At 70.6% G+C, this 10,963-nt stretch carries 9 protein-coding genes; 4 read left to right on the forward strand and 5 right to left on the reverse strand.

Annotation, left to right across the window (positions count from 1 at the left end; all coding sequences use genetic code 11):
• Positions 1–473: 473 nt before the first annotated feature.
• On the forward strand, positions 474–1,472 hold the full coding sequence (locus ACFV1J_RS39830) for an aldo/keto reductase (protein ID WP_385866817.1): 999 nt from the start codon (positions 474–476) through the stop codon (positions 1,470–1,472).
• Between the two features lie 291 nt (positions 1,473–1,763).
• Here the strand turns inward: ACFV1J_RS39830 and thpR (ACFV1J_RS39835) are convergent, their stop codons facing one another.
• Positions 1,764–2,330 (reverse strand): RNA 2',3'-cyclic phosphodiesterase, encoded by a 567-nt coding sequence (gene thpR, locus ACFV1J_RS39835; protein WP_385866819.1) that lies wholly within the window; start codon positions 2,328–2,330, stop codon positions 1,764–1,766.
• A 130-nt stretch (positions 2,331–2,460) separates the two neighbouring features.
• Positions 2,461–2,895, reverse strand: coding sequence for an Hsp20/alpha crystallin family protein (locus ACFV1J_RS39840; RefSeq protein WP_385866821.1), 435 nt, complete (start codon positions 2,893–2,895; stop codon positions 2,461–2,463).
• Positions 2,896–3,175: 280 nt separating this feature from the next.
• On the opposite strand from ACFV1J_RS39840, the gene ACFV1J_RS39845 reads away from it, so the two are divergent.
• The gene (locus ACFV1J_RS39845; RefSeq protein WP_385866823.1) at positions 3,176–3,895 is read left to right on the forward strand and encodes a type III effector protein; all 720 of its coding nucleotides are present in this window, start codon (positions 3,176–3,178) and stop codon (positions 3,893–3,895) included.
• 716 nt (positions 3,896–4,611) lie between these two features.
• On the opposite strand, the gene ACFV1J_RS39850 is transcribed toward ACFV1J_RS39845, so the two are convergent.
• On the reverse strand, positions 4,612–5,331 hold the full coding sequence (locus ACFV1J_RS39850) for a type III effector protein (protein ID WP_385866823.1): 720 nt from the start codon (positions 5,329–5,331) through the stop codon (positions 4,612–4,614).
• 280 nt (positions 5,332–5,611) lie between these two features.
• Between ACFV1J_RS39850 and ACFV1J_RS39855 the strand changes: the two genes are divergently transcribed.
• Both ACFV1J_RS39855 and thpR (ACFV1J_RS39860) read left to right on the forward strand, forming a co-directional pair.
• Positions 5,612–6,046, forward strand: coding sequence for an Hsp20/alpha crystallin family protein (locus ACFV1J_RS39855; protein ID WP_385866821.1), 435 nt, complete (start codon positions 5,612–5,614; stop codon positions 6,044–6,046).
• 130 nt (positions 6,047–6,176) lie between these two features.
• A complete protein-coding gene (gene thpR / locus ACFV1J_RS39860) occupies positions 6,177–6,743 on the forward strand; it encodes an RNA 2',3'-cyclic phosphodiesterase (protein ID WP_385866819.1) in 567 nt (188 codons plus the stop codon).
• A 291-nt stretch (positions 6,744–7,034) separates the two neighbouring features.
• On the opposite strand, the gene ACFV1J_RS39865 is transcribed toward thpR (ACFV1J_RS39860), so the two are convergent.
• On the reverse strand, positions 7,035–8,033 hold the full coding sequence (locus tag ACFV1J_RS39865; protein ID WP_385866817.1) for an aldo/keto reductase: 999 nt from the start codon (positions 8,031–8,033) through the stop codon (positions 7,035–7,037).
• 902 nt (positions 8,034–8,935) lie between these two features.
• Positions 8,936–10,612, reverse strand: coding sequence for a purine-cytosine permease family protein (locus ACFV1J_RS39870; protein ID WP_385866825.1), 1,677 nt, complete (start codon positions 10,610–10,612; stop codon positions 8,936–8,938).
• Between the last annotated feature and the right edge of the window lie 351 nt (positions 10,613–10,963).

A 10,963-nucleotide genomic window follows, 5' to 3' on the forward strand; every position in this document is an offset into this window, starting at 1 on the left:
GCAAGGGGCGTTCGCGTCCCCTACGGGATCTGTTCGCCCCCGCCCTACGGGACCTCCCCCACCTCCACCCCCACCCACCGTCTTCCTACCCACTCCCGGGAGGGGACGGGCCGGAGGGGCCTTGTTCGTGGACGTAAAGCGAAGCAGTCCACGAACAAGGCCCCGGAGGCCCGTCACCGCACCCAACAACCACCAGCCCGCCGCAGGCGCAACGGCGAACAACACCCGCGGCGGGACAGACAGGTACGTGCGGGGCGCCGCAAAGCGCAACGGCGAGACGCCCCGCGGCGGAACAGACGAGTACGTGCGGGGGCGCCGCAAAGCGCAACGGCGAGGCGCCACCACGGCGCTACAGCCGAGTACGTGGGCGCGCCGCAAAGCGCAGCGGACCCGCGGCGCCGCAGACAAGTACGTGGGAGGCCCAGCCAACGCCCCTTGCTTAGAGGGCACTTCAAGCGCTTGGCTGAATACCCATGAAGTACACGCAGCTCGGACGCACCGGACTCAAGGTCAGCCGACTCGTTCTCGGGACGATGAACTTCGGCCCGCAGACGGACGAGGCCGACAGCCACACGATCATGGACGCGGCGCTCAGTGCGGGCGTCAACTTCTTCGACACCGCCAACGTCTACGGCTGGGGTGACAACAAGGGCCGCACCGAGGAAATCATCGGCTCCTGGTTCGGCAAGGGCGGCGGCCGGCGCGACAAGACCGTGCTGGCCACCAAGGTCTACGCGAACATGGCGCCCGACGGCGACGGGGCCTGGCCCAACCACGACAAGCTCTCCGCCGTCAACATACGGCGCGCGGTGGACGCCAGCCTCAAGCGGCTGGGCACCGACTACATCGACCTCTACCAGTTCCACCACGTCGACCGGGACACCCCCTGGGACGAGATCTGGCAGGCCATCGACGTCCTCGTCCAGCAGGGCAAGATCCTCTACGCCGGCTCCTCCAACCACGCCGGCTGGCACATCGCCCGCGCCAACGAGACGGCCGCGCGCCGCGGTTCGTACGGTCTCGTCAGTGAGCAGTGCCTCTACAACCTCTTCGAGCGGCGCGCCGAGATGGAGGTCATCCCGGCCGCACAGGGCTACGGCCTGGGCGTCATCCCCTGGTCCCCGCTGCACGGCGGGCTGCTGGGCGGTGCGCTCCGCAAGGAGCGGGAGGGCGGCGGCGCCCGGTCGGTCTCCGGCCGCTCGGCCGATTCGCTCGCCGACGCGAAGGTCCGCGCGCAGATCCAGTCCTACGAGGAACTGCTCGACAAGCACGGCCTGGAGCCCGGCGAGGTCGCCCTGGCCTGGCTGCTGACCCGGCCCGGTGTCACCGGCCCGATCGTCGGCCCGCGCACCTCGGCCCAGCTCGCCTCCGCGCTGCGCGCCGTCGAACTGGAGCTGCCGGACGAACTGCTCACCTCGCTGGACGAGATCTTCCCCGGCCCCGGACCGTCCCCGGAGGCGTTCGCCTGGTGAACCCCGGTTCGCCAGCCGTGATCCAGGCGGCGTGATCCGTGCGCCGTGATCCGTGCGCCGTGATCCGTGCGCCGTGATCTCTGCGCTGTGATCCGTGCGCCGTGATGCGTGATCCGTGAGCGGTGGCTTGCCTTCTGGGGCCGCCTCAGTGCAGCGCCGCCGCCACGATCACAACGATGAGCAGCACGGCGAGCAGGCCGGACATGACGCGGTTACGGGTTTTCGGGTCCACCCTCTGAGCGTAACCGGGGTGGACCCGAACATTTCACCGGGTCGGGCCGCCCGCTCCGCTCACTCGCCCAGCGGCCAGGAGGCGATCTCCTCATAGTGGGACTGCGCTCCGGCCTTACCTGGGGTCGGCGGATGGCTGCGCATCAGGGAGAGCGCCCTGACCGTCCAGGAACGGCCGCTGAATTCCCTCAGGGCGGCTGCGTACGGGGCGAGCTTCAGGTGGCCGGCGCGGTTCCGGGCGAGGGTGAGGTGGGGGGTGTAGGGGCGGTGCTCGTCCACCTCAAGACCCGCCCGCCGGCCCGCGGCCGCCGCCGAGTCGGCGAGCCTGCGCATGGCCGGCCGGTCGCCGTCCGCGCCGGCCCACACCACCCGGTCCGCGAAACGGCCACCGCCGGCGATCCGCAACTCGTACGGATCCCGGCGGTGGGCCGCCCGGCCAAGCCGTTCCTGCAGCTCGGGCACGATGTCGTCGGGGACCTCGCCGTAGAAGGCGAGGGTGAAGTGCCAGCCGTCCCGCGCGCTCCAGCGCAGGAGCTCGGCCGCCGGGAGCTTCTTGAGCAGGGCCACCTCGGCGGCGAGCTCGTCGAGCACGGCGGCGGGCGGTAGGACGGCGGCGAAGAGTCTCATGCGGTCAGTGTGGCGGATCGGCGGCGGCCGGCGGCGGGAGTGCAACCGGGCGACGGCCCGGCTGCACCACACCGACCGCACCCGGCTCAGCCGTTGCTCAGCGGCTGATCAACCGCAGCTCAGCCGCAGCTCAGCCGCTGATCTCCTTGCGGGACGCATCCCCGCCGATGCTGATCTTGCGGGGCTTGGCGCGCTCCGCGATCGGGATCCGCAGCGTGAGCACACCCGCGTCGTAATCGGCCTGGATGCGCTCGGTGTCGAGGGTGTCGGCCAGCATCAACTGCCGGGAGAAGACGCCCAGCGGACGCTCGGAGAGCTCCATCTGCACATCGTCGGCCTTGGTGATCGGCCGGCGCTCGGCCTTGACGGTCAGCATGTTCCGCTCGACGTCGATGTCGATCGCGTCCGGGGAGACGCCGGGCAGGTCGAGAGCGATCACATACTCCTCGCCCTCGCGGTACGCGTCCATCGGCATCGTGGACGGCCGCGACCAGGTGCCGGACGTGCCCAGCAGCTGCTGGGTGAGACGGTCGAGCTCACGGAACGGGTCGGTGCGCATCAACATCGTGAAACACCTCCAAGGGGATCAGGCTCTGGTGCCTGCCAATGCGCTTCACCTGTCTTCCGTTGTAACATGTCATCCGAAAGACGACAAGTGAAATGTCATCGACTTGCTGACGTAGCATTGACGCCTTGAGCAGACACTCAACGTCTGGGTGTCTCGACGTTCTTGGCGCCTTGACGCCGTGACGCTTTGGTGTCTCGACGTCTTGGTGCCTGACGTCTTGGTGCCTCGACGTCTTGGTGTCTTGGCGGTGATCGATCGCCTCGCGAAGGAGAGCCCCATGCCCGCAGACGAACGCCCCGAGAGCCCCTCACCCGCGTCCTTCCTCGCCGCCGCGGCTGCGCTCCGTACGATCGACGAGACCCTGCGCGGCGCCCGTACGGACGAGACCGAGGCACCCGCCGACGGTCCGGCCCGTGCGTCGGGCGACACCTTGTGGGGCGACGCATCAGCGGCCGCGGAGGGCAGCCGCGTCGAGCAGGCCCTGGCCTCGCTGCTGTTGTTGCGGGAGGTGCGGGAGCGGCTCGCGACGTGGGAGACGGGGCTGATCGAGACCGCCCGGGAGGCCGGCGCCAGCTGGGCCGACCTGGCCGGACCGCTCGGCGTGGCCAGCCGCCAGGCCGCCGAACGCCGCTATCTGCGGCTGCGCCCCGGCGCCGCCGGCACCACCGGCGAGCAACGCGTCAAGGCCACCCGCGATCGCCGCGCCGCCGACCGCACCGTCACCGCCTGGGCCCGCCACAACGCCGCCGACCTGCGCCGTCTCGCCGGTCAGATCACCGCCCTGACCGACCTGCCCACCGCCGCCCGCACCCCCCTCGAAGAGCTCGGCCAGGCCCTCGGCGACAACGACGCCGCCCAGCTCGTCGCCCCGCTCACCGCCACCCGCCCTCACCTGCAGCAGCGCCACCCCCAACTCGCCGCCCGCATCGACGACCTCACCCGCCACACCGACCGCCTCCGCCAGAACAGCCACGACCAGCGACGCACCACTTCTTGAGGGGCCGCAACCACTTCTTGAGGGGCCGCACCACTTCCTGAGTGCGGGGAGGTCAGGTCGGGGGCAGGCGGGGTGTCGGCAACTGCGGGTGGGGGCGGGGGCGCACGTCGGGGGCAAGTCGGGAGGGCCACCTCATGGGCGACCGCCCCGCCGCACTGTGAAGGAAGCGACCGCCCCGCCGCGCTGTGAAGGAAGCGACCGCCCGGCGCCACGCGCCCCTCGCCGACCTCACCGGCCGCTCATGCCGTACGCCTGACTGCCCCCTGCCCGGTCATCAGCCGCTCGACCAGCCGTTGGGTTGCTGGGCCAGCTGTCGGTTGGCTCGACCAGCCGTCGGGAGGCTCGGCCGGGCGGCCGGCCGGCCGCCCGGCCGAGCCTCCCGACGGCTGGTCGAGCCAACCGACAGCTGGCCCAGCAACCCAACGGCTGGTCGAGCGGCTGATGACCGGGCAGGGGGCAGTCAGGCGTACGGCATGAGCGGCCGGTGAGGTCGGCGAGGGGCGCGTGGCGCCGGGCGGTCGCTTCCTTCACAGCGCGGCGGGGCGGTCGCTTCCTTCACAGTGCGGCGGGGCGGTCGCCCATGAGGTGGCCCTCCCGACTTGCCCCCGACGTGCGCCCCCGCCCCCACCCGCAGTTGCCGACACCCCGCCTGCCCCCGACCTGACCTCCCCGCACTCAGGAAGTGGTGCGGCCCCTCAAGAAGTGGTTGCGGCCCCTCAAGAAGTGGTGCGTCGCTGGTCGTGGCTGTTCTGGCGGAGGCGGTCGGTGTGGCGGGTGAGGTCGTCGATGCGGGCGGCGAGTTGGGGGTGGCGCTGCTGCAGGTGAGGGCGGGTGGCGGTGAGCGGGGCGACGAGCTGGGCGGCGTCGTTGTCGCCGAGGGCCTGGCCGAGCTCTTCGAGGGGGGTGCGGGCGGCGGTGGGCAGGTCGGTCAGGGCGGTGATCTGACCGGCGAGACGGCGCAGGTCGGCGGCGTTGTGGCGGGCCCAGGCGGTGACGGTGCGGTCGGCGGCGCGGCGATCGCGGGTGGCCTTGACGCGTTGCTCGCCGGTGGTGCCGGCGGCGCCGGGGCGCAGCCGCAGATAGCGGCGTTCGGCGGCCTGGCGGCTGGCCACGCCGAGCGGTCCGGCCAGGTCGGCCCAGCTGGCGCCGGCCTCCCGGGCGGTCTCGATCAGCCCCGTCTCCCACGTCGCGAGCCGCTCCCGCACCTCCCGCAACAACAGCAGCGAGGCCAGGGCCTGCTCGACGCGGCTGCCCTCCGCGGCCGCTGATGCGTCGCCCCACAAGGTGTCGCCCGACGCACGGGCCGGACCGTCGGCGGGTGCCTCGGTCTCGTCCGTACGGGCGCCGCGCAGGGTCTCGTCGATCGTACGGAGCGCAGCCGCGGCGGCGAGGAAGGACGCGGGTGAGGGGCTCTCGGGGCGTTCGTCTGCGGGCATGGGGCTCTCCTTCGCGAGGCGATCGATCACCGCCAAGACACCAAGACGTCGAGGCACCAAGACGTCAGGCACCAAGACGTCGAGACACCAAAGCGTCACGGCGTCAAGGCGCCAAGAACGTCGAGACACCCAGACGTTGAGTGTCTGCTCAAGGCGTCAATGCTACGTCAGCAAGTCGATGACATTTCACTTGTCGTCTTTCGGATGACATGTTACAACGGAAGACAGGTGAAGCGCATTGGCAGGCACCAGAGCCTGATCCCCTTGGAGGTGTTTCACGATGTTGATGCGCACCGACCCGTTCCGTGAGCTCGACCGTCTCACCCAGCAGCTGCTGGGCACGTCCGGCACCTGGTCGCGGCCGTCCACGATGCCGATGGACGCGTACCGCGAGGGCGAGGAGTATGTGATCGCTCTCGACCTGCCCGGCGTCTCCCCGGACGCGATCGACATCGACGTCGAGCGGAACATGCTGACCGTCAAGGCCGAGCGCCGGCCGATCACCAAGGCCGACGATGTGCAGATGGAGCTCTCCGAGCGTCCGCTGGGCGTCTTCTCCCGGCAGTTGATGCTGGCCGACACCCTCGACACCGAGCGCATCCAGGCCGATTACGACGCGGGTGTGCTCACGCTGCGGATCCCGATCGCGGAGCGCGCCAAGCCCCGCAAGATCAGCATCGGCGGGGATGCGTCCCGCAAGGAGATCAGCGGCTGAGCTGCGGCTGAGCTGCGGTTGATCAGCCGCTGAGCAACGGCTGAGCCGGGTGCGGTCGGTGTGGTGCAGCCGGGCCGTCGCCCGGTTGCACTCCCGCCGCCGGCCGCCGCCGATCCGCCACACTGACCGCATGAGACTCTTCGCCGCCGTCCTACCGCCCGCCGCCGTGCTCGACGAGCTCGCCGCCGAGGTGGCCCTGCTCAAGAAGCTCCCGGCGGCCGAGCTCCTGCGCTGGAGCGCGCGGGACGGCTGGCACTTCACCCTCGCCTTCTACGGCGAGGTCCCCGACGACATCGTGCCCGAGCTGCAGGAACGGCTTGGCCGGGCGGCCCACCGCCGGGATCCGTACGAGTTGCGGATCGCCGGCGGTGGCCGTTTCGCGGACCGGGTGGTGTGGGCCGGCGCGGACGGCGACCGGCCGGCCATGCGCAGGCTCGCCGACTCGGCGGCGGCCGCGGGCCGGCGGGCGGGTCTTGAGGTGGACGAGCACCGCCCCTACACCCCCCACCTCACCCTCGCCCGGAACCGCGCCGGCCACCTGAAGCTCGCCCCGTACGCAGCCGCCCTGAGGGAATTCAGCGGCCGTTCCTGGACGGTCAGGGCGCTCTCCCTGATGCGCAGCCATCCGCCGACCCCAGGTAAGGCCGGAGCGCAGTCCCACTATGAGGAGATCGCCTCCTGGCCGCTGGGCGAGTGAGCGGAGCGGGCGGCCCGACCCGGTGAAATGTTCGGGTCCACCCCGGTTACGCTCAGAGGGTGGACCCGAAAACCCGTAACCGCGTCATGTCCGGCCTGCTCGCCGTGCTGCTCATCGTTGTGATCGTGGCGGCGGCGCTGCACTGAGGCGGCCCCAGAAGGCAAGCCACCGCTCACGGATCACGCATCACGGCGCACGGATCACAGCGCAGAGATCACGGCGCACGGATCACGGCGCACGGATCACGGCGCACGGATCACGCCGCCTGGATCACGGCTGGCGAACCGGGGTTCACCAGGCGAACGCCTCCGGGGACGGTCCGGGGCCGGGGAAGATCTCGTCCAGCGAGGTGAGCAGTTCGTCCGGCAGCTCCAGTTCGACGGCGCGCAGCGCGGAGGCGAGCTGGGCCGAGGTGCGCGGGCCGACGATCGGGCCGGTGACACCGGGCCGGGTCAGCAGCCAGGCCAGGGCGACCTCGCCGGGCTCCAGGCCGTGCTTGTCGAGCAGTTCCTCGTAGGACTGGATCTGCGCGCGGACCTTCGCGTCGGCGAGCGAATCGGCCGAGCGGCCGGAGACCGACCGGGCGCCGCCGCCCTCCCGCTCCTTGCGGAGCGCACCGCCCAGCAGCCCGCCGTGCAGCGGGGACCAGGGGATGACGCCCAGGCCGTAGCCCTGTGCGGCCGGGATGACCTCCATCTCGGCGCGCCGCTCGAAGAGGTTGTAGAGGCACTGCTCACTGACGAGACCGTACGAACCGCGGCGCGCGGCCGTCTCGTTGGCGCGGGCGATGTGCCAGCCGGCGTGGTTGGAGGAGCCGGCGTAGAGGATCTTGCCCTGCTGGACGAGGACGTCGATGGCCTGCCAGATCTCGTCCCAGGGGGTGTCCCGGTCGACGTGGTGGAACTGGTAGAGGTCGATGTAGTCGGTGCCCAGCCGCTTGAGGCTGGCGTCCACCGCGCGCCGTATGTTGACGGCGGAGAGCTTGTCGTGGTTGGGCCAGGCCCCGTCGCCGTCGGGCGCCATGTTCGCGTAGACCTTGGTGGCCAGCACGGTCTTGTCGCGCCGGCCGCCGCCCTTGCCGAACCAGGAGCCGATGATTTCCTCGGTGCGGCCCTTGTTGTCACCCCAGCCGTAGACGTTGGCGGTGTCGAAGAAGTTGACGCCCGCACTGAGCGCCGCGTCCATGATCGTGTGGCTGTCGGCCTCGTCCGTCTGCGGGCCGAAGTTCATCGTCCCGAGAACGAGTCGGCTGACCTTGAGTCCGGTGCGTCCGAGCTGCGTGTACTTCATGGGTATTCAGCCAAGCGCTTGAAGTGCCCTCTAAGCAAGGGGCGTTGGCTGGGCCTCCCACGTACTTGTCTGCGGCGCCGCGGGTCCGCTGCGCTTTGCGGCGCGCCCACGTACTCGGCTGTAGCGCCGTGGTGGCGCCTCGCCGTTGCGCTTTGCGGCGCCCCCGCACGTACTCGTCTGTTCCGCCGCGGGGCGTCTCGCCGTTGCGCTTTGCGGCGCCCCGCACGTACCTGTCTGTCCCGCCGCGGGTGTTGTTCGCCGTTGCGCCTGCGGCGGGCTGGTGGTTGTTGGGTGCGGTGACGGGCCTCCGGGGCCTTGTTCGTGGACTGCTTCGCTTTACGTCCACGAACAAGGCCCCTCCGGCCCGTCCCCTCCCGGGAGTGGGTAGGAAGACGGTGGGTGGGGGTGGAGGTGGGGGAGGTCCCGTAGGGCGGGGGCGAACAGATCCCGTAGGGGACGCGAACGCCCCTTGCGGCCCCAACACCGTGGGCGTGGGGAGGCATTCCCATCACCCCACGACACCCGACACGCGGAACTTCCCGGACAACGCCCGCCCCCACTCAGCTCTTCCCCCCCACTCACGGGAGGGGCTGGACCGGAGGACGGAGTCTGGAGGGCCGGCGCCGCACCCGAAAACACCACGCCCGCCGCCAGGCGCAACGGCGAACAAGCCCCGCGGCGGGACGGCCAGGTACGTGCGGGGCGCCGCAAAGCGCGCAACGGCGAGACGACCCGCGGTGCAGCAGACAGGTACGTGCGGGGCGCCGCAAAGCGCGCAACGGCGACCAAGACCCGCGGCGGGACGGCCAAGTACGTACGGGGCGCCGCCAAGCGCAGCGGAACGGCGAGCGAGCCCCGCGGCGGGACAGACGGGTACGTGCGTGGCGCCGCCAAGCGCAGCGCTACCGCAAGTGCTCGGACGACCGGTCCGTGCTGAGGCACAGGGAGCAGACCATAGCGTCGTGGGTCGGGCAGGCGGCCAGGTCGGGGCGCTCGAAATCCTGGTGGCAGACGTGGCACGGGTAGCTCGTGGCGCTCGGGTTGCCGTCCGCGTCCAGCAGCGGCTCGTCGATCCCGTCGTCGGAACGCCGCAGGTAGTACCGGCCCTTGGTGACCACTGCCATCAGCGGCGTGAGGACGAAGGCGAGTGCTGCGGCGGCCACCGGTGAGTACGGCTGGAGGGTGTCGCCGAGCGCGTGGAAGTACATCGCGATGGACAGGCCGGAGGCCGCGGTGAAGGCCACCACCCCCACCGGGTTGACCGCGTGGAGCATGCCGCGGCGGAACTCCGGGATCTTCGGGGAGAGTTTCAGCAGGTACTTGTTGACGAGGATGTCGGTGGCGACCGTGACGACCCAGGCGATGGCGCAGTTGGAGTAGAAACCCAGGATCCCGTTGAGGAAGCTGAACATGTCGGCCTCCATCAGGATCAGCGCGAACGCCAGGTTGGCCAGGACGAAGACCATCCGGCCCGGGTAGCGCTTGGTGACCCGGGTGACGGAGTTCGTCCACGCCAGCGAGCCGGAGTAGGCGTTGGTCACGTTGATCTTGATCTGGCTGATCACGACGAGGACCACGGCCAGCGGCACCACCAGCCAGGAGGGCATCATCGCGGCGAACGCGCCGGTGAACTGCTGGATCGGCTCGGTCGCCGCGGCCGGCCCGGCCTTCGCGAGGATGTAGACGGCGAGGAACAGCCCGATGGCCTGCTTCACCGCGCCCAGGACCACCCAGCCGGGCCCGGCCATGATCACCGCGGTCCACCAAGTGCGCTTGTTCGCCTCGGTCTTGGGCGGCATGAACCGCAGATAGTCGATCTGCTCACCGATCTGCGCGATCAGCGACAGGCAGACGCCCGCGCCCAGCAGCACGGACGCGGTGTTGACCCCGCCGTGGCCGTCGGTCCCGGCGTACGACACGAAGCGGTGCACGGTGCCCGGGTCGGTGGCGACCAGGTAGACCAACGGCCCAACCATCAGCAGCAGCCACAGCGGCGTCGTCCAGACCTGGAGCTTGCTCAGTGCCTTCATGCCGTAGATGACCAGCGGGATCACCAGGAGCGTGGCGACCAGATAGCCCAGCCACAGCGGCAGCCCGAGGCCCAGCCGCAGCCCCTGGGCCATGATCGAGCCTTCCAGCGCGAAGAAGATGAAGGTGAAGCTGGCGAAGATGACGCTGGTGAGCACCGACCCGTAGTAGCCGAAGCCGGCGCCGCGGGTGATCAGGTCCAGATCGATGTTGTAACGGGCCCCGTAGTAGGCGAGCGGGAAACCGGTGACGAAGATGACCACGGCCGCGACCAGGATCGCGGTCAGCGCGTTGCCGGTGCCGTGGGCGAGCCCGATCCCGGCGCCGATCGAGAAGTCGGCCATGTACGCGATCCCGCCCAGCGCGGTGGTCGCCACCACGGCCGGCGTCCACCGCCGGTAACTGCGCGGCGCGAACCGGAGGGTGTAGTCCTCCAGGGTCTCGGCTGCGCCTTCCGCTGCGCCTTCCGCTGCGCTTGGCCTTGGCCGTACGTTGTCGGGTGCCCCGCCGTGCGTTGTCTCTTCGTTGCGTGCCGCAACGGCTTCGCTCATGCCACGTCTCCTCCGGCCCGGGCTCATCGTCAGCCCCGGACGTTAGAAAGCGTGTGTTTCGGCGGGCAGTTTCCCCTGTGAACCAGGTGTTTCCTCCCCACGTACCCGTCTGTCCCGTCGCGGGGCTCGCTCGCCGTTCTGCTGCGCTTTGCGGCGCCCCGTACGTACTTGGCTGTCCCGCCGTGGGGGTTGTTCGCCGTTCCGCTGCGCTTTGCGGCGCCGCGTACGTTATCGGCCGTCCCGCCGTGGGGCTTGGTCGCCGTTGCGCCTGGCGGCGGGCGGTTGTTTGTCGGGTGCGGTGACAGCCCTACAGACTTCGTCCTCCGGTCTGTCCCCTCCCGTGGGTGGGTG

Source organism: Streptomyces sp. NPDC059649, from assembly GCF_042734445.1.
Classification (GTDB): Bacteria; Actinomycetota; Actinomycetes; order Streptomycetales; family Streptomycetaceae; genus Streptomyces.

What these genes read in the sequence shown, in the direction of transcription:
- ACFV1J_RS39830 (WP_385866817.1), top strand. Translation starts at nt 474, where the DNA reads ATGAAGTACACGCAGCTCGGACGCACCGGACTCAAGGTCAGCCGACTC.
- thpR (WP_385866819.1), bottom strand. Translation starts at nt 2,330, where the DNA reads ATGAGACTCTTCGCCGCCGTCCTACCGCCCGCCGCCGTGCTCGACGAG.
- ACFV1J_RS39840 (WP_385866821.1), bottom strand. Translation starts at nt 2,895, where the DNA reads ATGTTGATGCGCACCGACCCGTTCCGTGAGCTCGACCGTCTCACCCAG.
- ACFV1J_RS39845 (WP_385866823.1), top strand. Translation starts at nt 3,176, where the DNA reads ATGCCCGCAGACGAACGCCCCGAGAGCCCCTCACCCGCGTCCTTCCTC.
- ACFV1J_RS39850 (WP_385866823.1), bottom strand. Translation starts at nt 5,331, where the DNA reads ATGCCCGCAGACGAACGCCCCGAGAGCCCCTCACCCGCGTCCTTCCTC.
- ACFV1J_RS39855 (WP_385866821.1), top strand. Translation starts at nt 5,612, where the DNA reads ATGTTGATGCGCACCGACCCGTTCCGTGAGCTCGACCGTCTCACCCAG.
- thpR (WP_385866819.1), top strand. Translation starts at nt 6,177, where the DNA reads ATGAGACTCTTCGCCGCCGTCCTACCGCCCGCCGCCGTGCTCGACGAG.
- ACFV1J_RS39865 (WP_385866817.1), bottom strand. Translation starts at nt 8,033, where the DNA reads ATGAAGTACACGCAGCTCGGACGCACCGGACTCAAGGTCAGCCGACTC.
- ACFV1J_RS39870 (WP_385866825.1), bottom strand. Translation starts at nt 10,612, where the DNA reads ATGAGCGAAGCCGTTGCGGCACGCAACGAAGAGACAACGCACGGCGGG.